This is a genomic window from Delftia sp. RIT313 (genome assembly GCF_000632165.1).
In the GTDB taxonomy this organism is placed as follows: Bacteria; Pseudomonadota; Gammaproteobacteria; order Burkholderiales; family Burkholderiaceae_C; genus Comamonas; species Comamonas acidovorans.
The window spans coordinates 1-23272 of sequence record NZ_JFYT01000088.1 but is presented as its reverse complement, the minus strand read 5'-3'; the positions used below and the strand labels follow the sequence as shown (position 1 = coordinate 23272).

Annotated in this window: 24 protein-coding genes and 1 riboswitch; of the genes, 15 read left to right on the top strand and 9 right to left on the bottom strand. The window is 65.5% G+C overall.

What is annotated here, in order from left to right; all coding sequences use genetic code 11:
* Positions 1-351 (top strand): hypothetical protein (locus tag BW39_RS25370; RefSeq protein WP_043824926.1); only part of this gene is annotated, 351 nt, incomplete at its 5' end.
* Between the two features lie 38 nt (positions 352-389).
* Here the strand turns inward: BW39_RS25370 and BW39_RS25365 are convergent.
* From BW39_RS25365 to BW39_RS25340, 6 genes are all read right to left on the bottom strand, one after another.
* Positions 390-1676: an arsenic transporter gene (locus tag BW39_RS25365; protein ID WP_043824925.1), complete on the bottom strand. Its 1287-nt coding sequence runs from the start codon at positions 1674-1676 to the stop codon at positions 390-392.
* Between the two features lie 89 nt (positions 1677-1765).
* Positions 1766-2269, bottom strand: coding sequence for an arsenate reductase ArsC (locus BW39_RS25360; RefSeq protein WP_043824923.1), 504 nt, complete (start codon positions 2267-2269; stop codon positions 1766-1768).
* 40 nt (positions 2270-2309) lie between these two features.
* A complete protein-coding gene (locus BW39_RS25355) occupies positions 2310-2633 on the bottom strand; it encodes an ArsR/SmtB family transcription factor (protein WP_013801883.1) in 324 nt (107 codons plus the stop codon).
* 118 nt (positions 2634-2751) lie between these two features.
* Positions 2752-3456, bottom strand: coding sequence for an SDR family oxidoreductase (locus BW39_RS25350; protein ID WP_034395816.1), 705 nt, complete (start codon positions 3454-3456; stop codon positions 2752-2754).
* Between the two features lie 31 nt (positions 3457-3487).
* A complete protein-coding gene (locus BW39_RS25345) occupies positions 3488-4489 on the bottom strand; it encodes an NADP-dependent oxidoreductase (RefSeq protein WP_043824921.1) in 1002 nt (333 codons plus the stop codon).
* 74 nt (positions 4490-4563) lie between these two features.
* A complete protein-coding gene (locus BW39_RS25340) occupies positions 4564-5169 on the bottom strand; it encodes a TetR/AcrR family transcriptional regulator (RefSeq protein ID WP_043824920.1) in 606 nt (201 codons plus the stop codon).
* 70 nt (positions 5170-5239) lie between these two features.
* On the opposite strand from BW39_RS25340, the gene BW39_RS25335 reads away from it, so the two are divergent.
* The 4 genes from BW39_RS25335 to BW39_RS25320 all read left to right on the top strand — a co-directional run bounded on the left by BW39_RS25335 (position 5240) and on the right by BW39_RS25320 (position 9047).
* Positions 5240-6550 (top strand): flavin-dependent oxidoreductase, encoded by a 1311-nt coding sequence (locus tag BW39_RS25335; protein WP_034398818.1) that lies wholly within the window; start codon positions 5240-5242, stop codon positions 6548-6550.
* Between the two features lie 131 nt (positions 6551-6681).
* On the top strand, positions 6682-7584 hold the full coding sequence (locus tag BW39_RS25330) for a glutamate ABC transporter substrate-binding protein (protein ID WP_013801878.1): 903 nt from the start codon (positions 6682-6684) through the stop codon (positions 7582-7584).
* Between the two features lie 3 nt (positions 7585-7587).
* Entirely contained in the window at positions 7588-8250 is a 663-nt protein-coding gene (locus BW39_RS25325; protein WP_043824919.1) for an amino acid ABC transporter permease, read from the top strand.
* Positions 8247-9047: an amino acid ABC transporter permease gene (locus BW39_RS25320; RefSeq protein WP_043824916.1), complete on the top strand. Its 801-nt coding sequence runs from the start codon at positions 8247-8249 to the stop codon at positions 9045-9047. Before BW39_RS25325 ends, BW39_RS25320 begins: the two co-directional genes overlap by 4 nt.
* A 6-nt stretch (positions 9048-9053) precedes the next feature.
* Here the strand turns inward: BW39_RS25320 and BW39_RS25315 are convergent, their stop codons facing one another.
* Complete coding sequence (locus BW39_RS25315) at positions 9054-10511, bottom strand: MFS transporter (RefSeq protein ID WP_043824914.1); 1458 nt, start codon at positions 10509-10511, stop codon at positions 9054-9056.
* Between the two features lie 128 nt (positions 10512-10639).
* Between BW39_RS25315 and BW39_RS25310 the strand changes: the two genes are divergently transcribed.
* The 3 genes from BW39_RS25310 (at position 10640) to BW39_RS25300 (ending at position 13920) form a co-directional block, all read left to right on the top strand.
* Positions 10640-11578: a LysR family transcriptional regulator gene (locus BW39_RS25310; protein ID WP_043824912.1), complete on the top strand. Its 939-nt coding sequence runs from the start codon at positions 10640-10642 to the stop codon at positions 11576-11578.
* A gap of 164 nt (positions 11579-11742) precedes the next feature.
* Entirely contained in the window at positions 11743-12426 is a 684-nt protein-coding gene (locus BW39_RS25305) for an energy-coupling factor ABC transporter permease (RefSeq protein WP_034395797.1), read from the top strand.
* A gap of 330 nt (positions 12427-12756) precedes the next feature.
* On the top strand, positions 12757-13920 hold the full coding sequence (locus BW39_RS25300; protein WP_043824911.1) for a GGDEF domain-containing protein: 1164 nt from the start codon (positions 12757-12759) through the stop codon (positions 13918-13920).
* A 42-nt stretch (positions 13921-13962) separates the two neighbouring features.
* On the opposite strand, the gene BW39_RS25295 is transcribed toward BW39_RS25300, so the two are convergent.
* On the bottom strand, positions 13963-15042 hold the full coding sequence (locus BW39_RS25295) for a glycosyltransferase family 9 protein (RefSeq protein WP_052155427.1): 1080 nt from the start codon (positions 15040-15042) through the stop codon (positions 13963-13965).
* A gap of 188 nt (positions 15043-15230) precedes the next feature.
* On the opposite strand from BW39_RS25295, the gene BW39_RS25290 reads away from it, so the two are divergent.
* The 7 genes from BW39_RS25290 to BW39_RS30650 all read left to right on the top strand — a co-directional run bounded on the left by BW39_RS25290 (position 15231) and on the right by BW39_RS30650 (position 22177).
* Entirely contained in the window at positions 15231-17345 is a 2115-nt protein-coding gene (locus BW39_RS25290; protein ID WP_043824909.1) for a metallophosphoesterase family protein, read from the top strand.
* A 227-nt stretch (positions 17346-17572) separates the two neighbouring features.
* On the top strand, positions 17573-17728 hold the full coding sequence (locus tag BW39_RS31780) for a hypothetical protein (protein WP_012206197.1): 156 nt from the start codon (positions 17573-17575) through the stop codon (positions 17726-17728).
* A 248-nt stretch (positions 17729-17976) separates the two neighbouring features.
* On the top strand, positions 17977-18378 hold the full coding sequence (locus tag BW39_RS25285) for a BLUF domain-containing protein (protein WP_043824908.1): 402 nt from the start codon (positions 17977-17979) through the stop codon (positions 18376-18378).
* A gap of 60 nt (positions 18379-18438) precedes the next feature.
* Positions 18439-20217: a putative bifunctional diguanylate cyclase/phosphodiesterase gene (locus BW39_RS25280; RefSeq protein ID WP_043824907.1), complete on the top strand. Its 1779-nt coding sequence runs from the start codon at positions 18439-18441 to the stop codon at positions 20215-20217.
* 86 nt (positions 20218-20303) lie between these two features.
* A riboswitch (yybP-ykoY riboswitch) is annotated at positions 20304-20482 on the top strand.
* A gap of 19 nt (positions 20483-20501) precedes the next feature.
* Positions 20502-21071 carry a manganese efflux pump MntP gene (mntP, locus tag BW39_RS25275; protein WP_043824905.1) on the top strand — a complete coding sequence of 190 codons (570 nt, stop codon included), beginning with the start codon at positions 20502-20504 and terminating at the stop codon, positions 21069-21071.
* 164 nt (positions 21072-21235) lie between these two features.
* Positions 21236-21643 carry a PRC-barrel domain-containing protein gene (locus tag BW39_RS25270; RefSeq protein WP_034395775.1) on the top strand — a complete coding sequence of 136 codons (408 nt, stop codon included), beginning with the start codon at positions 21236-21238 and terminating at the stop codon, positions 21641-21643.
* Positions 21644-21802: 159 nt separating this feature from the next.
* Complete coding sequence (locus BW39_RS30650) at positions 21803-22177, top strand: cytochrome c (protein WP_081816293.1); 375 nt, start codon at positions 21803-21805, stop codon at positions 22175-22177.
* Positions 22178-22179: 2 nt separating this feature from the next.
* Here BW39_RS30650 and BW39_RS25265 read toward each other — a convergent pair whose 3' ends face one another.
* Positions 22180-23115 (bottom strand): LysR family transcriptional regulator, encoded by a 936-nt coding sequence (locus BW39_RS25265; protein WP_043824903.1) that lies wholly within the window; start codon positions 23113-23115, stop codon positions 22180-22182.
* Positions 23116-23272 lie beyond the last annotated feature (157 nt).

Genomic DNA, 23272 nt, shown 5'->3' with positions numbered 1-23272 from the left:
GACAGCCACACCACGCGGCAACTGTCCAATGTCCTCACCCAGGTGGACCATCTAGTGCAGCAAGGCTGTGCGGAAATCTCCGCCATCGCCCAGCTCGCCCTGGCATGGCTGGAGACCCCCAAGGGCCATCGCCACATGGACGTGGTGGCCCGCGCCCTGCAAAGCATCCGCGACAGCGCCGAGACGCTGGCCGACTACGCCGGCACCGAGGCCCAGGCCATGGGCTGCGGGTTCGAGGACGCGGCCGAGATGCGCCGCGCTGAAGCGGCCGAGGCGGCGGCAAAGGCCATGGCCCACCTGTTTGAACGCCGCGCCAATGTGCCGATGCCTGCGCAGGACGGCAGCAGCTGATGCGCCAGCGCGCCGGCCGGCCGGCGTTCAGCCCACGCTCAGCCCACGCTTAGCCGCAAGGCAAGCGCGACCAGCGTGATGGCAAGGACCGGAAGGGTCAGGACGATGCCGACGCGCAGGTAGTAGCCCCAGGCAATCGTCATGCCCTTGCGGGCCAGCACATGGAGCCAGAGCAAGGTGGCCAGGCTGCCGATGGGCGTGATCTTGGGGCCCAGGTCACAGCCGATCACATTGGCATAGACCATGGCTTCCTTCACCAGCCCCGTGGCCCCCGAGTGCTCGATGGACAGGGCGCCCACCAGCACCGTGGGCATGTTGTTCATCACGGAAGACAGGCCAGCCGACAGAAAGCCGGTGCCTATTGCGGCGCCCCACACGCCGCCGCCCGCAAACACTTCCAGCACCCTGGCCAGGGCGCCGGTCAGCCCAGCGTTGCGCAAGCCATAGACCACCAGGTACATACCCAGCGAGAACACAACGATCTGCCATGGCGCGCCCTTCAGGACCCGGCCTGCGCTGATGACCCGGCCATGGGCGGCGACGGCCAGCAAGAGCAGCGCACAGGCCGCGGCCACGGCGCTGACGGGAACGCCCAGCGGCTCCAGCCCGAAGAAGCCCAGCATCAACAGCGCCAGCACGGCCCAGCCTGCGCGGAAGGTGGCCAGGTCCCGGATGGCGGCCGATGGCGGCTGCAGGCGCTCCAAGGCGTAGGTGCGGGGCAGATCCTTGCGGAAGAACAGGAACAGCACGCCCAGGCTGGCGGCCACGGCAACCAGGTTCACCGGCACCATGACCGATGCATAGTCGTTGAAGCCGATGCCGAAGAAGTCCGCCGAGACGATGTTGACCAGGTTGGACACCACCAGCGGCAGGCTGGCCGTGTCCGCGATGAACCCTGCCGCCATGACGAATGCCAGGGTGCTTGCGGCAGAAAAGCCCAGGGCCACCAGCATGGCCATCACGATGGGCGTCAGGATGAGCGCGGCGCCATCGTTGGCAAAGACCGCAGACACCACGGCGCCCAGCAGCACGATGAAGGCAAACAGGCGCCTGCCGCTTGCGCGGCCCCAGCGGGCCACGTGCAGTGCAGCCCAAGCGAAGAACCCGGCCTCGTCCAGCAGCAGGCTGATGATGATGACCGCCACGAAGGTGGCGGTTGCGTTCCAGACGATGCCCCAGACGACGGCGACATCGGCCCAGTGCACCACCCCCAGGGCCAGTGCCACGATGGCGCCGAGCGACGCGCTCCAGCCGATGCCCAGGCCTGCGGGCTGCCAGATGACCAGGACAAGGGTGGCTGCAAAGATCAGGAGGGCCGCAAGCATGTGTTGTTTTCTTCGGGGATGTGCAGGCGGCAGCGGGGGCCGCAGCGGTGTCGGTGGCGGGTGTCGAAAGCAGGCGTCAGTGGCAGGCTTCAGTCACGGGCCAGGTCGCGGGCAGACTGCTGCAGCGCGTGCCTGGCCAGGGACGATGGCGGCAGGTTGACGAGCCGCTCCAGGCGCTGCCGCATGGCCAGCAGGGTCTGGCGGAATGCGGCCTGCCGGCCTTCGTCGCAGCCTTCGGCCTGCGACGGGTCCGCGTAGCCCCAGTGCGCGGTGGCGGGCTGGCCCGGCCAATAGGGGCATGCCTCGCCAGCGGCGCTGTCGCAGACGGTGATGACCAGGTCCATAGGGGGCGCATCAGGCGCGCCGAACTCGTCCCAGCTTTTGCTGCGCAGGCCTTCGGTGCACACGCCCGCCTGCTCCAGCGCCGCAATCGCCAGCGGATGAGGCTGCTGGTTGTCGCGGGGGCTGCTGCCTGCCGAGTAGGCCTTGAAGCGCCCGCCGCCGAGGTGATTCAGAAGGCCTTCCGCCAGGATGCTCCGGGCAGAGTTGTGCGTGCACAGAAACAGGACGTTCAGGGGTTTGTCGGAAGTCATGGCAGGAAATGTTCGGGGCGGGGAAACCGGGGGAGCAGCGTCAGCAGGACTTGCAGGACATGTCGGCCACCTCGCATGACGCACCTGCACAGCAGTTCTGCGTCAGGAAGCCGAGCAGGCCGTTCATGCGCTCATAGGCGGCGCGGTACACCAGGTTGCGGCTGGCCCGCTCCTGCGTCACCAGGCCCGAGCGGGTCAGTTCCTTGAGATGGAAAGACAGCGTGGTGTTGGCGGCGCCCAGGCTTTCTGCCATGACGCCCGGCGTCAGCCCCTCGGGCCCGGCCACGACGAGCGCGCGGAAGATGCGCAGGCGCAAGGGGTGGGCAAGCGCGGCCAGGGATTCGACGACTTCAGATTCATCCATGGGCGAATCATACGATATTTCAACAAATATGGAAATATAGGCCAAACCGGCGCTGACCGATCGTGCCAGCCCACGCCGATCCATGCGGATGGGCACCCATGGCTGGCACGGTCCGATCTCAGGCGCCCTGCGGCAGATAGCTTGGCCGGGCCGCCGTCATGCCGCGCTTGACCTGCTGGGTGAGCTCGTCGGCCAGCACTTCATCGAGCCCGGCCTCCAGTCCGTCCAGCGCGCGGCTGACGATGTCCTCGGGGCTGGACTTCGGCGCTTCAAGCCCGCGCGTGAGGTCGGTGTCGACATAGGCCATGTGCAGGCCCAGCACCTGTGTCTTCTGCCCTGCAAGCTCGCTGCGCAGGGCGTTGGTGAGCGACCAGGCGGCCGACTTGCTGGCCGAATAGGCGGCCAGCTCGCCGCCGTTCACCCAGGAGGCCACCGACAGCACATTGAGCAAGGCCCCGCCGCCGTTGGCCTTGAGAACCGGCGCGAAGGCCTGGCTCATGCGCAGCACGGCGAAGAAGTTGGTCTCGAAGATGCGCCTGGCGACCTCTTCGCTGTCGGGCGCCATGAAGCCGCCGGGCTGTGCAATGCCGGCGTTGTTGATCACCAGCGTGACGTCCGACGCCAGCGCGGCGGCGGCGGCCACGTCCTGCGGGCGGTTCACGTCCAGCTGCAGGGCATGCACGCCGGGCTGGGTGACGGTGGCGGGGTCGCGCGCGCCAGCGTAGACCTTGCGGGCGCCACGGGCAAGCAGCTCGCGTGCGAAAGCCAGGCCGATGCCGCGATTGGCGCCGGTGACGAGAACAACAGCGTTTTCAATTTTCATGGAGCACTCCAGGGGGTGGGGGGAAACAGATTCAACGGATCTTGATGACGACCTTGCCCTTGGCATGGCCGGCTTCGGAATAGGCAAGGGCCTCGTTGGTGGACTCGAATGCGAAGACCTTGTCCACGACCGGGCGGATGGCGCCCGCTTCGATGAGGCGGGTGATCTCGCGCAGCTGGCCGCCGTTGGCCCGCATGAAGAGGAAGGAGTAGTCAATGCCACGGCCTCGCGCCCGGCGCCTGACGCCGGAGCTGAGCAGCCGCATCACCAGCCGCACGAATGCGGGCGCCGCGATGTTTCTGCCAAACGCGGGATCGGGTGGGCCGGAGATGGAGACCAGCTTCGCGCCGCCCTTGAGCACGCGCAGGGATTTGCCAAGCGTCTTGCCGTCCTGGCTGTTCAGCACCACGTCGTAGTCGTGCAGGACGTCCTCGAAGTCCTGCGTGCGGTAGTCGATGACGACATCCGCACCCAGGCTCCTGACCAGCTCGAAGTTGGCCGCGCTCGTGGTGGTGGCCACAGTGGCGCCCAGGTGCCTGGCCAGCTGGATGGCGAACGTGCCCACGCCCCCGGAGCCGGCCTGGATGAAGACCCTTTGCCCCTTCGTCAGCTTCGCTGTCTCCACCAGTGCCTGCCAGGCCGTCAGGCCCACCAGGGGGATGGAGGCCGCCTCTTCCATCGTGAGCCCCTTCGGTTTTGGCGCCAGCGACGACTCCTTGACCGGCACGAACTCCGCGAACGTACCGATCCGGAAATCGTCCGTGCGTGCATAGACCTCGTCGCCGGGCTTGAACTGCCGCACGCGCGGGCCGGCCTTGACCACCACGCCGGCCAGGTCGTGGCCCAGGATCAGGGGCAGGCGATAGGGCAGGATGAGCTTGAATTGCCCGTCCCTGATCTTGGAGTCCAGCTGGTTCACGCCTGCGGCATGGACCTGGACCAGGACTTCGTCGTCACGCAGCTGCGGCTCGGGTACGTCTGCCAGCTGCAAGGCGCGGTTCGCTCCATGGCTTTCCAGAATGAATGCCTTCATGGCTTTCCTTTATATGATGGTCATCATATGTAATGGCGAAAAAAAATCCAGGCACATGCACAGGGCATGCGCCATCACTGGCTGGCCGGCGCCAGGTGCTTGAGTGCTGCTTCGCGAAGGCTGTCGGACAGGGCCGGATCGTCCACTGCCCGAGCCAGCAGCAGGCTGCCGACCATGGTGGACAAGGTGACGAGCGCGCGCTCATGGGCACCGGGCTGTCCCCAGTCCGGCGATTGGCGGGCGATGAGATCGACCATTTCCTTGATGTGGCCCGTGGCCACGCGGCGCACCTCAGGCGCTTGGCGCGAGGTCTCGGAACCCAGGGCCGCCAGGGGGCAGCCCACCTCGGCGCGCTGGACATGTTCCTTGGAAAGATAGGCGGCCAGCATGGCCTGCAGCACCATGCCGGGCGGTGCCTTGGCCACCACGTCGGCGACGGCGGCGCAGGACTCGGCGCAGGCCTTGCCCGCCGCTTCGGCCAGCATGGCGTCGCGCGAGGCGAAATGGGCGTAGAAGGCGCCGTGCGTCAGGCCCGCCTCCTTCATGATGTCCGCCACCCCGGTGCCGCCATAGCCGCTGCGGCGGATGGCACGCGCCGCCACGGACACGATGCGCTCATGCGTGGCCTCCTTGGCGGAAGCCCGGGCGCTGGAATTTGTGTTTCGCATGATGGTCATCATACATTGTTTGCGCCATGCACGCGCCGCAGATGGGACATCCGCCCGCAGCCATTGCATGGACAATCCCGGCATGTCTGCTGCTGCTTCACACAACAATCCATCCCGCCCCGTGCTCATTGCCGGCGGCGGCATCGGTGGCATGGCCACTGCCCTCACGCTGCACCAGATCGGCGTGCCCTGCATCGTGTTCGAGTCGGTGGCGCAGCTGCAGCCGCTGGGCGTGGGCATCAACCTGCAGCCGAACGCGGTGCGGGAACTGCATGACCTGGGTTTCGGCAACGATGTGCTGGACACCATCGGCCTGCAGGCGCGGGAATGGGCGCTGGTAGGCCGCAACGGCAACGAGGTATATGCCGAGCCGCGCGGGCTGCAGGCGGGCTACCACTGGCCGCAGTACGCGGTGCACCGCGGGCAGCTGCAGATGATGCTGTTCAACGCCGTGCGGGAGCGCCTGGGCGAGGGTGCCGTGCAACTGGGCCGGCGCGTGGTGGGCTACCGGCAGGATGCCGAGGGCGTGACCGCCCTCATCGACACCCGCGATGGCCAGCGGCTGGAGGTGCAGGGCTCGCTGCTGGTGGCGGCCGATGGCCTGCACTCGGCCGTGCGCGCGCAGATGCACCCCGCTCAGCCGCCCATCCAGTGGGGCGGCGCCATCATGTGGCGCGGCACCACGCCGGGCGTGCCGGTGCGCACCGGTGCGTCCTTCGTGGGCGTGGGCTCGCTGCGCCATCGCGTGGTGCTGTACCCCATCACGCCGCCGGACCCCGTCACGGGCTTGGCCACCATCAACTGGATCGCCGAGATCACGGTGGACAACGACGGCGGCTGGCAGCAAGGCGACTGGAACCGGCGCGTGGCGCTGGAGGAATTCATCCACCACTTCGACGGCTGGGACTACGGCTGGCTGGACGTGCCGGCCATGCTGCGCGGCGCCACGGATGTCTTCGAGTACCCCATGATCGACCGCGACCCCGTGCCCACCTGGGTGGACGGCCGCGTGGCCTTGCTGGGCGATGCGGCGCACGTGATGTACCCCGTGGGCTCCAACGGCGCCAGCCAGGCCATCGTGGACGCGCGCGTGCTGGGGGCGCAGCTGCTGGACCACGGCGTGGGCCCGCAGGCGCTGCGCGCCTATGACGACAGGCTGTGCAAGGACATCTCGGCCCTGGTTCTGCGCAACCGCGGGGCCGGCCCCTTCGGCCTGCTGGGGCTGGTGGACGAGCGCTGCGGCGGCGTCTTCGACCATATCGACGAGGTGCTGCCGCGCGAGGAGCGCGAGGGCTTCATGGCCCGCTACAAGGCAGCAGCCGGCTATGCGATCGAGACGCTCAATGCCGCAGCCCCCACCATCGCGCCTGGTCGGCGCATGGCCAGCACGTGACCCGCGCACGACCGGCGCATGACCAGGGACTGAGCCCTTGTGCGGCAGCAAGGGCCGCGAGTCGCCATAATCGGCCCTTGCCCCTGGCAGCCATCCCCAGATTTACATCACAGACCAAGCAGGAAGACCACATGCCCATCAAATCCATTCTGAAATCCACCGTGGTGACGCTGGCGATCGTGGGCAGTGGATCGCTTTTTGCGCAGGGCGCGCCCCTGAACACAGCGGCGTTTGACGCCCTGGTGGCGCAGGGCCCCGTCGCCGACGCCGCGACCATCGCCTCCAGCACCTGGGCCAGCAAGATCAAGCAGACCGGCACGCTGCGCCTGGGCAGCACCCAGACCTCGAATCTGTTCTCCCTGCTCAACGAGAAGGACGGCAAGATCCGCGGCTTCGACGCAGGCCTGGCCCAGCTGCTCACGCGCTACATCCTGGGCGATGCGTCCAAGTACCAGTTCGCACAGGTGACCTCGTCCACGCGCGAGCAGGTGCTCATCAACAACCAGGCGGACATGGTGATCGCCACCTACTCCATCACCCCCGCACGCGCCGAGAAGATCTCGTTTGCCGGCCCCTACTACACCTCGCAGGCCGGGGTGCTGGTCAAGGCAAGCAACAAGACCGTGCAGTCGTACAGCGACCTGGCAGGCAAGAAGGTGGCCACGCAGGCCGGCTCCACGGGCCCCGCCATCCTGGCGCAGCACGCGCCCAAGGCGGTCGTGCAGGAGTTCCAGACCCACCAGGAAGCGCTGGACTCCCTGCGCCAGGGCCGTGTGGACGCCTATGTGACCGACTACACCCTGCTGCTCAACACCCTGAGCCTGGGCACTGGCGACGCGCGGCTGGCAGGCGCGCCCTTTGGCGCCCAGGATTCCTACGGCATCGGCCTGCCCAAGGGCTCGGACGGCGTGGCCTTCATCAACGCCTTCCTGAAGAAAATCGAAGCCGATGGCACCTGGGCCAAGCTGTGGACCGTCTCCATCGGACAGCGCACCGGCAGCACGGCCGTTCCCACGCCGCCCGCCCTGCCCTGAACGATGGGTGACATCTCCCGGCTCCTCGCCGACCACGGGCCTGCCTTCTGGCAGGCCCTCTTGCTGACCTGGAAGCTCACCGCCTTCTCGTTCCTGCCCGGCTTCCTGCTGGGCGTGGTCGTCACGGTGCTCAGGCTTCTTCCGCTGCCGCCGCTGCGCTTCGTGCTGACCGCCTACGTCGAGATCTTCCGCAACATTCCCAGCGTGGCGCTGCTGATCTTCATCGTGTTCGCGCTGCCCGATCTCAATGTCGTGATCGACTATGAACCCAGCGTGGTCCTGGCCCTGACCCTGGTTTGCTCCGCGTTCACGGCGGACTATCTGCGCGCGGGCATCAACACCATTGCCGGCAGCCAGATCGAGGCCGCGCTCAGCCTGGGCATGCGGCCCATGCAGATCATCTCGGCCGTGGTGCTGCCGCAGGCGCTGCGCTCGGTGGTGCAGCCGATGACGTCGCTGCTCATTGCGCTGATGCTGTCCACCTCGCTGGCGTCCCAGGTGCCGCTGGCGGGCCGGGAGCTCACGGCGCTCGTGTCCAAGATCGCCAACGACTCCGCCGCCGGCATGGCCGCGTTCGCGGTGGCCGCCGCCCTGTACGTGGCCACCGGATTGCTCATTGCCTGGGTGGGCGCCGTCCTGGAAAAGAAGCTGCGGATACTGCGATGAGCCGTTCTCTGGAAGACATTCTGTTTGGCGCGCCCAGCCCGCAGGCCAGGAAGATCACGCAGGTGGTCAGCCTGATCGCCGCGGCCGGGCTGATTGCGCTGGCTGCGGGCGTCGTGTGGCGTTTTCAGTCCGCAGGCCAGCTCGAGGCCCGGTTCTGGGAATTCTTCGCCTGGCCCACCACCTGGGCCTTTCTGGCCAGGGGCCTGCTCGGCACGCTGGCATCCTCTGCCATGGCCGCCGTCATTGCGCTGAGCCTTGGGCTGGTGCTGCTGGCGGGGCGCCTGGCGCGGCCCCGCATCGTGCGCTGGCCCAGCATCGCCGTCATCGAATTCCTGCGCGGCACGCCCACGCTGCTGCTCATCTACGTGTGCTTTCTGGTGCTTCCCGCAGCCGGCATCAAGCTCGGCACGTACTGGATGCTGACCCTGCCCATAGGCCTGAGCACCGCCGCCGTGGTGGCCGAGGTCTACCGCGCAGGCGTGCTGGCCGTCCCTCGCGGCCAGACCGATGCCGCGCGAAGCCTGGGGCTGACCGAGGTCCAGGTCTTCCGGTTCGTCGTCTTCCCGCAGGCCCTGCGCTACATCGTCCCGGCCCTGGTCGCGCAGCTGGTCATCGTGGTCAAGGACACCACCTTCGGCTACATCGTCACCTATGGCGAGCTCATGCAGAACGCCAAGGTGCTCATCGCAAACTACCACGCGCTGGTGCCCGTGTACCTGGTGGTGGCGGTGCTGTACTGCCTGGTGAACTACGCGATATCGAGGGCGAGCAGGCGGCTGAGCCGGCCGGTGCACTGAGCCTTGTCACGAACGGCTTGTCGCGAGAGCACGGCTTGCAACTGCCATTGCCATGGCCAGGGCAACGACGATCAGAACGGCCGAGACTGCGAACGTGATCCGCATCGCGTTGGCAACGGCCTCGGGATGCGCCGTTGCGATGTCGGGCGACTTCGAAGCGAGCGCGAAAACCGTCCCCATCATGGATGCCCCGGTGATGAGCCCGAGGTTGCGCGACAGGCTGAGCATGCCCGAGATGACTCCGCGCTGGTCTGGATGGACATTCGCCATGACGGCGGTGTTGTTGGCCGCCTGGAAGAGCTGATATCCAGGGGTCAGGACGACGATGGCAGCAACGTATCCCGCCACGCCGAACATCGACGCAAGCACGGACAGTGCAAATGCCCCCGCCGCCATGGCGATGAGCCCGACGATGGCCATGGATGGCGCGCCCCAACGATCGACGGCACGGCCAGAGGGGACACCGCTCAATATGGCGATCAACGGGCCCACCGCCATCACGATGCCAACAAGGGCTTCGTTGAGCCCGAGCGCACGGGCGAGGTAGAACGGCCCCACCACCAGCGTCGACATCATCACCGTCGAGACGAGCGCATTCATGCCAAGGCTTGCGCTGAAGCCTGGATCACGGAACATCGCCAATCGAATCAAGGGCGATGCGGCTTTCGCCTCGGCAAGCACGAAGAGCACGGCCCCCAAGGCAGTGGCCAACACAAGAGCCCCGTTGAGCGGACCGAAACTTCCGCGCCCCAGCGTCATGGCCAGTGCGTACGCCACAAGCGTCAAAGCCAGCAGCAAGGTGCCCAGATTGTCGAAGCGGGCCCGCCCCGTCTTCTCCCCCCGGCAATCGGCGGGCAGGTAACGATGCGCGAGAACCCATGCCACGATACCCAGCGGTACGTTGACGAGAAAGATCGCCTGCCAACCGAGTCCGGCGATCAGGACGCCGCCCAGCGATGGACCGAGAGCGGTGCCCATTGCGGACATCGTTCCGAGCAGTCCCATGGCGCTGCCGGTCCTTTCCTTCGGCACCGTCCCGGCGACAAACGCCATGGTGAGGGCCATCATGATGGCCGCGCCAAGACCCTGCACCGCCCGGGCGGCAATCAGCAGCCGGAGCGTGGGCGCCAGGCCGCAAAGGACCGAGGCCAGCGTGAACAGGAAGATGCCGACCAGCAGCAGCCGTCGGCGGCCCATGACGTCGCCGAGCCGTCCGACGCTGACGATCAGGGCGGTGATGGCCAGCAGATAGGCAAGGACGACCCACTGGACCTGCTGGAAAGAGGCGCCGAACGCCTGAGCCAAGGTCGGCAACCCCACATTGGCGATGCTGGTGCCCAGCGATGACAGCAACATCGATAGCGAAAGGCTGGCAAGCACCCACCGAATCGACGGCGTCTGCTCTGCCCTGTCAGCGGCTATCCCATCTCTTGCTGTCGTGGCTGATTCTGGTGTGATTTTCATCGTTGGTGACTCCCGAAATTGAGCTATCGGAAGCGTAGTTCCCTGCCCGGCATGGCGGAAGGCGCACCACTTTCACTTTATTCATGCGTCTGGCGCCATGTCACCACACGCCGTGCTACGGTCGATCCATGTCAAGACCCGATCTCAACCTGCTTGTCACCCTGGATGTGCTGCTTGCGGAAGGCAACGTGGCGCGCGCCGCCCAACGGTTGCGGCAGAGCCCGTCAGCGATGAGCCGGGCGTTGGCGCGTTTGCGGGAGACGACGGGCGATCCGCTGCTGGTCCGGGCCGGGCGCGGCCTCGTTCCCACCCCTCGGGCGCTCGAACTCCGCGAGCGGGTCAGCCAGCTCGTGCAGGACACGGAAGCGGTTCTGCGCCCTGCCGAGCAGCCCAACCTCCAGCAGCTGGTCCGAACGTTCACACTGCGGACCAGCGAAGGCTTTGTGGAGAATTTCGGACCGGACCTGATTGCCCGCGTCGGCGAGCAAGCGCCTGGCATTCGCCTTTGCTTTGTGCAGAAGTCAAACAAAGGGAGCGGCCCGCTTCGCGACGGCACGGTCGATCTGGAGACCGGCGTTGTCGGGAGCACGATAGGACCGGAGGTGCGTGCGCAGGCGTTGTTCCGAGACCGTTTCATTGGCGTCGTGCGAATGGGGCACCCGCTGAGCCAGGGCGAGATCACGCCCGCGCGCTATGCGGCCGGCAGGCATATCCTCGTGTCCCGGCGAGGGCAGGACAAGGGGCCCATCGATGAAGCCTTGAGTTCTCTCGACCTGCAACGGCAGATCGTTGCGATCGTTGGCGGCTTTTCAGCGGCGCTGGCCTTGGCCCGGGCCTCCGACCTGATCGCCAGTGTTCCCGAACGGCACACGGGGAACCTGCGTGCCGGAATGCACAGCTTCCCCCTTCCGGTCCCTGTGCCGGAGATTACGGTCTCACTCCTGTGGCACCCGAGGCTGCATGCCGATCCGGCGCACCGGTGGCTGCGCGGGTGCGTACGGGAGATCTGCGCGGAACAGCACAGCGATTCCTGGTCATGCGAAAAAGCGGCCGAGAGCCCGGCGTGAAATCGAGCGCGTGAAACCGATGGCTATCCGAAGTGCGGCAGCGTGACTACAGCGTGAAATGAACATGGCGCAGCACACCGTCCCCGGCTATGCTCGGTGCCTTTGCCGTTGCGCAGTCGGTGCCCGCCGGCTCTCCAACGGACCTTGCCTGTTCAGGACCTCCCATGCACATCGAACCCGGCGTCGTCAGTCCCGAGAAAATCGCCCTCAGTTACGTCACTGCCGCAGCGGCCTTCGGCCTGACCGCCGCCCTGGCACGGCAAAGCCTGCGCGACAACGGCGGTGCGCTCGCGCTACTGGTGCGCAGTGTGATCACCACCGCGCTGGTGTTCAGCTTCTTCGAGGTGTTTCCGCATGAGCCGGTCGGCGTATCCGAGGTCCATCTGATTCTGGGCTCGACCTTGCTGCTGATGTTCGGCGCGGGTGCTGCGGCCATTGGCCTGGCGTGCGGCCTGCTGGTCCAGGGCCTGTTCTTTGCACCCTTCGACCTGCCGCAGTACGGCATGAACGTCACCACCTTGCTGGTGCCGCTGTATGCGGTGAGCCAGCTGGCGCGCCGGCTGATTCCGGCCGGCACGGCCTATGTGGACATCAGCTACCGGCAGGCCCTGGCCCTGTCCACCACCTACCAGGGCGGCATCGTGCTGTGGGTCGCCTTCTGGGCCATCTACGGCCATGGCGCCAGCCTGGCCACCATGACCGAGGTCGCAAGCTTTGGTGCCGCCTACATGTGCGTGGTGCTGGTGGAGCCCCTGGTGGACCTGGCCGTGCTGTGGCTGGCCAAGCGTCTGGCCGCCTTCACGCAAGGGCCGCTTTTCAATACCCGCCTGCACGCAGCGGCCATCTGACAGCCGGCTTCCCGGTCACCGCACCCTCGGTGCTCCGCTGTGGCGGGCTGCTCAAGCCTCCAGCCGCATCCGCGCTGACCAGCGCCACGGCGGCTGCATCACGGAAATCAGGCCGAAAATCAGGCAACGGGCTCCCGTTCACGGGCCGCCCGATCCGTGACTTCCACCCAACGGACTGCCGCGCAGCAAGGGCCTGAAGGCCCGCATCCTGCGACAATTCGGCCCGCGCGCTCCGCTCCATTTCAATGCGACGGCCCCGACCTGCGCCGCATTGCGCCTTGCCTGGCAGCTATTGCACGGGGCCTGCCTGCGCCGATATCTTCATCGTCCATGGTTCTCGATCCCTTCACCCTGCTCGTTCTCACCACGGCCATGGCCGCCGCCTCGGCGCTGTATCTGGCTGCGGAATGGGGCAGCGTGCGCGAACGCTCGCTGCTGCTGTGGAGCGGGGGGTTTGCCATCATCGCCGTGGGCTGTGTGCTGGCCCTGCTGCGCTCCAGCGGCCATGTGCTGCTGGGCATCTGGTTTCCCAACGGCTTGCTGATCTGCGCGCACTGGCTGTTCCTGGCCGGCGTTGCAGCGTTCACGCACACCCGGCTGCCGCGCCTGTGGTGGCTGGTGGCCGTCGTCTGGCTGGCAATGCTGTTCATGCCCAGCGGACCGTGGTGGTCCAGGGCAATGCTGGGCATCCAGTCGCTGCTGATCGCCGTCATCAGCCTGCGCGCCGGCCTGCTGCTGCGCCCGCACGGCGGCACGCTGGGCGTGGGCGCGGCGCAGCTGCGCTTCGTTCTGCTGGCCCACGGCCTGTTCTATTTCGCCAAGGCCGCCTCGGCCGTGGCGCTGGACACCTTCATCAACCTGGCCAATTTCCACGGCACGGTGATCCTGGTCTCTCTGGTGGAAGGCGTGATGGCGATCATGCTGCTCGCCATGTCCATGACCGGCACGGAGCGCCATCGCCGCGAGGAACGCATCGCGCAGATCGCCGCCCGCGACCCGCTCACCGCCCTGGACAACCGCCGCGCGCTCTATCTGCGCGCACCCCAGCTGCTGGAGCAGGCCTCAGCGGCCAGCCCCTGCGCCCTGCTGCTGATCGATATCGACCACTTCAAGCAGGTCAACGACCTGCACGGCCACGATGCCGGCGACCGCCTGCTGCTGACCCTGAGCGACCTCATCCGCAGCGCGCTGCCGCGCGGCGCACTGGCCGCACGGCTGGGCGGGGACGAGTTCGTGATCGTGCTGCGCAGCGTCGACCACGCGGCAGCGCAGGCGCTGGGCCAGGACTTGCGCGAGGCCTTCGCGCAGCAGGCGCGGACCATGTTCGAGACGCCGGAACCGGTGTCGCTGAGCATCGGTGCCACCTTGTTCGACCAGCCCGGGGTGGAGCTGTCCCACTGGCTCAAGCAGGCCGACGAAGCCCTCTACACCTCCAAGCGCAAGGGACGGGACCGGATGGAACTGGTCCCGCTTGCGCCCGGGCGGCCGCACTGACGGCGCCGAGGGTGCCGAGGGTGCCCTGGCCCTGGACATGCCTCACGCCAGCTCTTCATCGGCCAGCGCCAGCGCTGCTTGCGCCAGCAGTTCGGCGGCATGCGCATCGTTGCCGGGGGTGAAGACCCGGTGGCGCTGCGGGTCCAGCGGCGGACCCCGGTCCACTTCGCCGGCTTGCGAGGCGACCACGCTGCGCGTGCCCAGGGCAGCAGCCATCATGGAGACGGTGGTGTTGTTGCACACGGCCACGCTGGCCGATGCCAGCGCCGCGCCCAGCATCCAGATGTCGGTGCGGCCGCTCAGGTCCAGCGCGGGGTGGCGCATTTGCGCGGCCACCGATGCCACCAGGGCGCGCTCGTCCTCGCTGCCGGTGAGCAGCACTTCCAGCCCCGCCTGTGCCAGCCGGTCGGCCACGGCCGCGAAGCCGCTGGCGGACCAGCGGCGCACAGCCAGCCGCGCGCCTGGGTGCACGATGGCGTAGCGGCGGCTTGCGGGCAGCAGCGGGCGGACGCGGGCGCGGTCATCGGCATTCAACGGCAGATCCAGCTTGAGACCGCGGCGCGGCAGGCCCATGTAGTCGGTCAGGGCCAGCAGGCCCAGCACTTCGCTGCCCTGCCCGGGCCAGGGCACAAAGCGCAGCGCATCCGCCTCGGGCACCCAGTCATCGGGGTCCGCAAAGCCCGCGTTGCGGCGCGCGCCAAAGTTGGCGACCAGGGCATTGGTGTTGCGGCCCGAGTCGTGCAGCTGCACCACCAGGTCAAAGCGGCGCGAACGCATGCGGCGCTGGAAGAAGCTGTATTCATCGGCCTTGGCCGAGGGCACGCCGGGCAGACCGGGCCAGCCGGGAAACAGCTCGAAGTCATCGACCGAAGACAGCCTTTGCGCCAGGCCTTCGGCCTCGGGCAGCCCGATCAGGGTGATGCGTGCCTTGGGCCAGGCCGCAGCCAATGCACGCAGAACGGGCGTGGCGCACAGCAGATCCCCAAAGCGGCGCGCGCGGAACACGCCGATTCTGCGCAGCTGCGGCAAGACGGCCGACGTGCGGTAATCCGTGTATTTGCCGGACCTGAGGGCCGGGGTTGAATCGGCCAGCCTCAGCAAGGGGTGATTCATGGAATTCATGGGCACTCTCCGCCTGTGGTTGCAGGCCATGGAGACGTAGCAATCGGCGTGCCCGCTGCGCGCCCTCCCCCTGCAAAAGTCGGACGCCGTCTAACACGCCTGGCTGGGTTGCCCTGTCACACCCATGAAACATGGGCTGCAGACAATGCCGGACTTTGTCAATCAGAGCGCCCCGCGCAACACGAAGAATGCAAGTCTGGAAATTGGGAATGGTGGCCGGTGCCGCAGCGCTGGCCCTGGCGGGTTGTGGTGGAAGCGATGGCGATAGGGCAGATGGGGGAACGAACAGCCAGGCCGTGGCCTTCATGGCCGATGTGCATTTCCAGGACGTGTACGGCGACCTCAAGAACAGCAGCTTCAAGGGCGTGCCCACGGCCAATGGCATGTTCGCCACCATCCGCACCATGTATGCGCAGCTGACTTCCACGCGGCTGTTCAACGAGAACTACTTCGCCTTCCGCGCCGCGCTGGACGATTCGCTGGCCAAGGGCGTGAAGCTGGTGGCCTTTCCCGGCGACTTCTCCGACGACGGCCAGCCGCTGAACGTGAACGGCTTTCGCGCCGTGCTGGCCGAGTACGAGAAAAAGGGCATGCGCTTTTTCATCGCGCCCGGCAACCATGACCCTGTCGCCCCCTACGACGATGACGAAAAGGGCAAGGACGACTTCATGGCCGCCAACGGCAGCACGGTCAAGGTCTACGCCAAGAACTACCAGGGCTGCCTGAACGCCGAAGCCAACGTGGTCTGTACCGACCAGTTGATGGAGCAAGGCTATGCCTCGCTGCTGCGCGACCTGGCCCCCTACGGCCTGATGCCCAATGAGAAGGACGTGTACTGGGAGACCCCCTACAGCACCTACGCGCAGGACAAGTACAGCTATGCCGAGGCCGCCAGACAGGCCCAGCTGGGCCAGCGCAGCTACGAGATCTGCAAGGAAGGCGAAGGCGGCAGGTTCAAGCAGGCCGGCTACACCAATTGCACCAGCATTGCCGATGTGAGCTACCTGGTCGAGCCCGTCAAGGGCCTGTGGCTGCTGTCGGTGGACGCCAACGTCTTCGTGCCGGACAAGCTGGACCCCGCCAAGCCCAACTCGCCCAAGGGCTTCACCGGCGCCGGCAATGCAGGCTGGAACAAGATGACCACGCACAAGAAGAGCGTGATGGCGTGGATCGAATCGGTGAGCGCGCGCGCCAAGGCCCAGGGCAAGCAGCTGGTGGCCTTCTCGCACTACCCGACCATGGACTTCTACGCCAACCAGACCGACGCCATCAAGGCCGCCTTCAAGCCCGGCGCCTTCCAGACGGCGCGCGTGCCCGAGCAGGCCACGGCCGAGGCGGTGGCCGCCACGGGCCTGCCGCTGCACATCGGCGGCCACATGCACTTCAACGGCACCAACGACTACCTGAGCAAGAGCGGCAAGTACCTGGTGAACGTGCAGTCGCCGTCGCTGGCCGTCTACGGCGCGGCCTACAAGATCGTGCGCTTCGACACGCCGCGCAAGGTGGACGTGCAGACCGTGGCGCTGAACAACGTGCCGCGCTTCAACGAGCTCTTTCCGCTGTACGAGATGGAATGGAAGTACGTGGAAGGCAGCAGCAAGCCCGAGGACGCCAAGCGCCGCTGGGACAAGGCCATTCTGTCCAGCACCAGCTATGGCGACTTCACCAGCCGCTACTTCGGCGAGCTGTCGCGCCTGCGCTTCCTGGACGAGTACTGGGCCTGCGACATGAAGGACCTGGTCAGCCAGCTCAACCTGCAGCAGATGCTGACCATGGCCCAGCTGGACACCAAGGTCACCTACGCCCAGCTCGCCGGCCTGGCCGCGCAAGGCGTTGCCGTGCCGTTCAAGCCCAGCGCCGGCTGCCTGCAAGGCAGCCCCGTGGCCGGCAATGCCGCGCAGTGGGCCGCCGACTGGAGCGTGGCCGAGAACGCCGCCCGCGCCAAGGCCCAGGCCGCGGGCGTGGACTTCAACGCGCTGGCCAATGTGTCGGCCTATACCTTCTACGGCGACTTCCACCGCACCGTCTACGCGGGCGGCCTGTCGCTGAACGACATGGGCAAGCAGCGCGTGGAGCAGTACCGCCTGCTGATGAGCGCCTTCCCTGCCCTGACCTCGGCGCCCCAGAAAACGGGCGACAAGCTGGCCGACAGCACGCCCGTGGGCCAGCCCTTCCAGTACAGCTTCAAGCAGGTGTTCTCCATCCTCAAGGGCCTGGGCTCGGGCAAGCCCAGCGACCATTTCTCGGTGGACTTCGACGCGAAGACGCTGCGCGCGGAAGGCAGTGACAGCCTGAAGTTCTGACGGACAAGGCGCGGCCTGTACAGCGCTGATCTGTGCCAAGGGGTGCCCTGCCCCTTCGTGCAGGTCAGCGCTTTCTTGCATTTGCGCAGGCATGACTACACGGCTTCCGATCTTTCCTACACCTGGATTTCACGGCCCGCCACACACTTGCTGCATTCCTCCCGCAACCCCTAAAGCCCGGCGGCATTGGCCTCCAGCCGCCACCCGCCGGATCAGGAGTTCTCCCCATGAAGCAGCTCATTCCCATGGCAGGGTCCCATCACCGTTCGTATGTCCCCATGCAGATGGGCCAGCCCATCAGCGATGGCAACTACACCCAGCAGCAGACCAAGGCCAACCAGCGACAGATAGGCCAGCCCTTGCCGCAAAAGCAGCAGCAATGAAGGCGATGCCGCGCCTGTGAGGCCGGCCACGTCATCCAGGCCTGGACCACTCTCCTCCTCTTGCACAAGCCCCCGCAAGCCCTGCCCGCCAGCGTTTGTGGGGGCTTGTTGTCCTTGGGCCCCGCAGCCGCCCAGGCCCAGGGTGCAAGCAGTATGGTTACATATGCAACAACGGGTTGCGCACCTACGTGCCCCCCCCTCGCGCAACGCATACCATCGCCGCCCAACAACTCAGAAAGGCGGAGGGTATGCAAGAAAATTCTCTCGAATGTTTCCTTTATCACAGCCAACTGGCCCCAGGGGCTGACACCACCTGCATCGCGGCGATCATCAAGGCGGCGCGCACCTTCAACTGGTCGGCCGGGATCACAGGCATGCTGGTTTTCGACGGTGAACGCTTCTTCCAGTATGTCGAAGGGCCGCCAGAGCAACTGGCGCTGCTGGTGGAGTCCATCTCGCGCGATGAAAGACACATCAACTTCACGCCCCTGTTTCCGCAGGCACGCCTTGATCAAAGGCGTTTTGCCAAGTGGTCCATGGCCTATGTGATCGTGGAAGACTCGGAGCCGCTGGGCACCATCTCCGAGCTTCAAGGTCCAGGCGCACTGGAAAAACTGCAGGAGCTTTTACCGCTGCTGGACGCCCAGTAATCCCTTTGCCCCCAAAGGCGCGGCAGTTTTATAGTATGGGTTCACTGAGGCAGGAAATCGATGCTTACCCGTTGGACTACCGAATCCGAGAAAGAGCAACTGCTCGGACTGCAGACCGCTGAAATCCTGGACCTGAATGCCAGAAAGGAATTTCAGCGCATCACCGAGCTCACCAGCCGCATGTTCATGGCTCCGATTGCCATCATCACGGTTCTGGACGAGCACAGGCAATGGTTCAAGGCACCGGTGGGTGTGGATATGGATGGCAGCTTGCGCACGGATGCCTTCTGTGCCATCAGAAACGAAGGAATCATGGTGATTCCCGATACGCACCTGGACCGCAGATTTTCAGAAAATCCCCTGGTCACCCACAAGCCCAATATCAGGTTCTATGCAGGCGTGCCTTTGATAATGGAATCCGGCCACGCCATCGGCAGCCTGTGCATCATCGATACCCAGCCCAGGACATTCTCCGAAGAGCAAGGCCAGCAACTGCAAGCCATGGCTGCCATCGTTCAGGCTCAACTTCACTACCATCACAGAATTGGAAAAATAAACGAAGTCACGGGCCTGCCAAATCGCACGCAACTCAAGCTGGACCTGAAGAGCCTTTGCATTCTGGCCCCGGGATCGGCACGCGGTCTGGTATTGATGGAGGTGCTCAACCACGCCAGCCTGCTGGAAATGAGCAATGCGCTGGGCTTGAACTATGTCGAGCAGCTCATGCGTGACATTGCCAAGGCAGTCACGGACATGACGGGGCCGCACGCAACCGTCTACCACGTGGGTCTGGCCAGGTTTGCCTGGGTGATCAGCGCCGGCAGGCAAGAAGATGAGGAGGCATTGGTCAACCAATTGCTGGAATACCTGCAAAAACCCATCACCAGCGCCGATCTGCGGTTCGAACTTCAACCCAGGGCAGGCGTGGTGCGGTTCTACCTGAACCAGGACGAGGTGGACGATGTCATTCGCAAGGCGATGGTGTGCGTGCAGCAGGCCGGATACAACGCTCGATCGTTTCACCGCTATGAGGAGAATGAGGACAGTCTCCAGCAACGATCCTATCGGCTCCTGCGGGACTTCGGACATGCGCTGGGCAATGGGCAGCTGCGGCTGGTGTACCAGCCCAAATTCGACAACCACAGTTTCAGCTGCAAGGGGCTGGAGGCGCTCATACGCTGGAAGCATCCACAAATGGGAGAAATCCCGCCCAGCGAATTCATCCCTCTGGTTGAAGCCACGCCGTTGATCCACAGCCTGACACGGTTCGTGATCAAAACGGCGCTGGCGCAGGTGGCGGCCTGGAAAGCCGAGAAACTCGATCTTCAGGTCTCCATCAACATCTCCCCGCGCAATCTGGATGAGGTCGACTTTCCGGACTACCTGAACGCCATGTGCAACCAGCACGGCGTTCCGCTGAAAAACATCGTGATCGAGTGCACAGAAAGCGATGTGCTGACAGGCCATGGCACGGTTCAGGCGCTTCAACAGATCAGGAAACTCGGCATCAAGGTTGCACTGGATGATTTTGGTGCCGCATATTCCAATCTTGCATCGCTCAAGAATCTGCCTGCCGAGATATTGAAGATAGACCGGTCCATGGTCTGCGACATCGATACCAATGACCGGGCCCTGTCCGTATTGAAATCCATCATGACCATGGCCTCGGATCTTGGCTATCGCTTGGTGGCGGAGGGCGTTGACAGCGCCGAAGTCTTTGATTTACTGGTTTCCCTGGGTTTCGATGAAATACAGGGCTACTATTTCAGCAGGCCCATTGAAGCGTCGGAAATCAGGAAATTCGTTGAAGAGCGCAATCGGTACGCCAACGGAAAATAGCTGCAGCCACGAAGATACGAATCATTTCCAGAGAGCCGCATGCCGATGGGGGCATAGGCCCCGATCACGCCCCGCGCTCCTAGAATCACGCATCCCTTGGGGAGTAGCCTGCTTGCAACCTGCAAGCGCCTGCGTCAACACACTCGGCATCCTGCATGCTGTGGCGCAGGCATCCGTTCTTCGGTTGGCGAGACCATCGGCATTTCACCGCGACACAGGTCACAAGGTCGGGCGGCGGTGAAGTGCCGTTGTGCGCTTGCCCGGCCGTGAAGAACCCCTCCCAGATGAACGCCGCATCCATCCTGCTCCTGGCCTTTGCCATGTCCACCGACGCCTTTGCCGCTGCCGTGGGCAAGGGCTCCGCACTGCTCAAACCCCGCTGGTCCGAAGCCCTGCGCACAGGCGCCATCTTCGGCGTCATCGAAGCCCTGACGCCGCTGGCCGGCTGGGCGCTGGGCTATGCGGCTTCCGACTACGTCAAGGCATGGGACCACTGGATTGCCTTCGTGCTGCTGCTGGTGCTGGGCGGCCGCATGCTGCTGGGCGCCCTCAAGGCCGCTGACGGCGAAGAAGAGGCCAAGCCCGCCCGGCACGGCTTCTGGCTGCTGGTGGCCACCGGATTCGCCACCAGCATCGACGCCATGGCCGTGGGCGTGGGCCTGGCCTTCCTGGATGTGAGCATCACCACCGTGGCCCTGGCCATCGGCTTTGCCACCTTCGCCATGGTGACCCTGGGCGTCATGGTCGGCCGCCTGCTGGGCAGCATTGCGGGCCGCTGGGCGGAGGCTGTTGGCGGTGTGCTGCTGATCGGCATCGGCTCGGTGATTCTGTATGAGCATCTGAGCGCCATCTGATTGGGGGCCGGCACCCCGCCAGCGCACGGTTGCGGGAGCTTGTAGGCAAGCTCCTCGCCGCGCCGCTCGATTGGCTGACAGGCCTTTGCTTGCTTTTCCGATCTCCGTGCGCTTGGGCAGCGCTCCTAATGAGGGCTTCAAATTTTGTTTTCCAGGAGTTCTCTATGACAGGTCACAAGACGCTGAAGATGGGTTTGATCGCCGCCGCACTGATCGCAGGCGCAGCCTCCACCAGCTGGGCCCAGCCCGTGGCGGGCACCACCACGCTGGGCGTGGCGGCCACTGAAGTCCAGGCCGTGGCCACGGGCTGGAGCCTGAAGAAATCCGTGCTGGGCAAGAGCGTCTACAACGAGGAAGGCAAGGCCGTGGGCAAGATCGACGATGTGATCGTCGCACCCGACAAGGCCGTGTCGTACGCCATCATCGGCGCGGGCGGCTTCCTGGGCATGGGCAAGCATGACGTGGCCATTCCCGTGAACCAGTTCCGCGTGGAAAACAACAAGATCACCCTGCCCGGCGCCACCAAGGACGCGCTGAAGGCACTGCCCAAGTTCGAATACGCAAAGAAGTAAGCCAGGCGCGCCCTGTCGCCTCATTCACAAGTTTCACAAGCCCTGCACTGCAGGGCTTTTTCGTGGGCGCGTGGCTGGCAGCCAGGCAAGCGCCCAGCGTGGCCGTGGAAGGCAATATGATCGCGGCGGATCAGATTCATACAAAAAATCCACGAGCAAATGAAAACACTCTTCGCCACGTCATTGGGAATATCGTTGGCCATTCAGGCATCGCCCTGCTTTGCTGACAACAGCAATGGGAAGCAGCTCTATTCATCGAGATGCGCCATGTGCCACGGGGCAGACGCCAGGGGCACGGGCCCGCTGGCCAACAAAAGCAACCCTCCCACGCCCGACCTGACGACCGCTGCCTTCAGAAAAAGGCTGCATGATTATCCGGGCGTGATTGTCTCGTCCGTCATTCTTCGCCCGAATGGAGATTTGATTCCCAGGACCTTGCGGGAAAACGGCGTGAAAGTACCGCCCCATGCCTGGACGGTGAAGGATTTTCGTGACCTGAATGAGTATTTCAGTGGCCTGATCACGAAGAAATAAATTCAAATTGCGATTTCATGCCTGCGCACATGCTCGCGCACTGCATCGACCAGGATGCGCGCAAGGCGGTCCACGGGCTCCGGGGCATCCAGCGCGGCGCGGCCCAGGATCAGGTCCATGGACGGCAGGGCCGGCAGGCCAAGGGCCTGCGCATCCAGCGGCCTGACGTGGGCGGGCAGGCCGAACGGCGTGCGCACGGACAGGCCCAGGCCGGCCGCCGTGGCGGCCCAGACGGCGGTCAGGCTGGCGCTGTTGAAGGCGTGCCGCCAGGCCAGGCCCTTTTTGTCCAGGGCGGCCGTCACGATGTCCCGCAGGGGGCAAGGCGCCTCAAGCATGGCCAGGGGCAGCGCCTCATCGCCCTGCGCCCCGCCGTTGAGGCCGCGCGCCCAGCCGGCCTCGGCCGCATCCAGCGATGCAGGGCCAATCCACTGAAGCGGCAGCCGCATGATGTGCTCGCCATGCACGCAGGCATGGTTCATGCCCACATCCCAGAGCAGCGCCAGGTCGAACTGGCCCAGGGCCATGCGTTCGCGCAGTTCATCGCTGCGGGCCACGCTGGCCTCGATGCGCACATGCGGGTGGGCACGTGCGAACTGCCCCAGCACATGGGGCAGCACGCTTTCGCCCAGGTCTTCCTGCAGGCCCAGGCGCACCAGGCCGCGAAGCTCGCTGCCGCGCACGGCCGCCACGGCGCGGTCGTTGAGCTCCAGCAGGCGCAGCGCGTAGCCGCGCAGGGTTTCCCCCGCCTCCGTCAGCACCAGCCCCCGCCCGGACTTGCGCAGCAAGGGCGTGCCGCATTGGGACTCCAGCTTCTTGAGCTGGGCGCTGACGGCGGATGTGGAGCGGCCCAGCCGGTCCGCCGCCCGGGCAAAGCTGCCCAGTTCGACGCCGGTACAAAAGGTGCGCAGCACATCCAGGTCATAGAGAACGCGTGTCATTGCCAAGCCCCCGATCGTGCTGAAAAAATGGATTGTAGATACGAAATTATGTGATTTTCAGGATGGTTGAGGCCCAACATACTGCCGCCCATGACCTCCTCTTCTCCTGCACCCGGCGCCAATCCGGGCCCCCTCCTGCCCTTGCCCTCCCCGCCCC

Coding starts and splice junctions, on each gene's coding strand:
- BW39_RS25345 (WP_043824921.1), bottom strand. CDS start 4,489: ATGAAGGCATTCATTCTGGAAAGCCATGGAGCGAACCGCGCCTTGCAG.
- BW39_RS25320 (WP_043824916.1), top strand. CDS start 8,247: ATGAGCCGTTCTCTGGAAGACATTCTGTTTGGCGCGCCCAGCCCGCAG.
- BW39_RS25285 (WP_043824908.1), top strand. CDS start 17,977: ATGCAAGAAAATTCTCTCGAATGTTTCCTTTATCACAGCCAACTGGCC.
- BW39_RS25315 (WP_043824914.1), bottom strand. CDS start 10,511: ATGAAAATCACACCAGAATCAGCCACGACAGCAAGAGATGGGATAGCC.
- BW39_RS25325 (WP_043824919.1), top strand. CDS start 7,588: ATGGGTGACATCTCCCGGCTCCTCGCCGACCACGGGCCTGCCTTCTGG.
- BW39_RS25330 (WP_013801878.1), top strand. CDS start 6,682: ATGCCCATCAAATCCATTCTGAAATCCACCGTGGTGACGCTGGCGATC.
- BW39_RS25335 (WP_034398818.1), top strand. CDS start 5,240: ATGTCTGCTGCTGCTTCACACAACAATCCATCCCGCCCCGTGCTCATT.
- BW39_RS25350 (WP_034395816.1), bottom strand. CDS start 3,456: ATGAAAATTGAAAACGCTGTTGTTCTCGTCACCGGCGCCAATCGCGGC.
- BW39_RS25355 (WP_013801883.1), bottom strand. CDS start 2,633: ATGGATGAATCTGAAGTCGTCGAATCCCTGGCCGCGCTTGCCCACCCC.
- BW39_RS25340 (WP_043824920.1), bottom strand. CDS start 5,169: ATGATGACCATCATGCGAAACACAAATTCCAGCGCCCGGGCTTCCGCC.
- mntP (WP_043824905.1), top strand. CDS start 20,502: ATGAACGCCGCATCCATCCTGCTCCTGGCCTTTGCCATGTCCACCGAC.
- BW39_RS31780 (WP_012206197.1), top strand. CDS start 17,573: ATGAAGCAGCTCATTCCCATGGCAGGGTCCCATCACCGTTCGTATGTC.
- BW39_RS25270 (WP_034395775.1), top strand. CDS start 21,236: ATGACAGGTCACAAGACGCTGAAGATGGGTTTGATCGCCGCCGCACTG.
- BW39_RS25365 (WP_043824925.1), bottom strand. CDS start 1,676: ATGCTTGCGGCCCTCCTGATCTTTGCAGCCACCCTTGTCCTGGTCATC.
- BW39_RS25360 (WP_043824923.1), bottom strand. CDS start 2,269: ATGACTTCCGACAAACCCCTGAACGTCCTGTTTCTGTGCACGCACAAC.
- BW39_RS25305 (WP_034395797.1), top strand. CDS start 11,743: ATGCACATCGAACCCGGCGTCGTCAGTCCCGAGAAAATCGCCCTCAGT.
- BW39_RS25265 (WP_043824903.1), bottom strand. CDS start 23,115: ATGACACGCGTTCTCTATGACCTGGATGTGCTGCGCACCTTTTGTACC.
- BW39_RS25300 (WP_043824911.1), top strand. CDS start 12,757: ATGGTTCTCGATCCCTTCACCCTGCTCGTTCTCACCACGGCCATGGCC.
- BW39_RS25280 (WP_043824907.1), top strand. CDS start 18,439: ATGCTTACCCGTTGGACTACCGAATCCGAGAAAGAGCAACTGCTCGGA.
- BW39_RS30650 (WP_081816293.1), top strand. CDS start 21,803: ATGAAAACACTCTTCGCCACGTCATTGGGAATATCGTTGGCCATTCAG.
- BW39_RS25310 (WP_043824912.1), top strand. CDS start 10,640: ATGTCAAGACCCGATCTCAACCTGCTTGTCACCCTGGATGTGCTGCTT.
- BW39_RS25295 (WP_052155427.1), bottom strand. CDS start 15,042: ATGAATTCCATGAATCACCCCTTGCTGAGGCTGGCCGATTCAACCCCG.
- BW39_RS25290 (WP_043824909.1), top strand. CDS start 15,231: ATGCAAGTCTGGAAATTGGGAATGGTGGCCGGTGCCGCAGCGCTGGCC.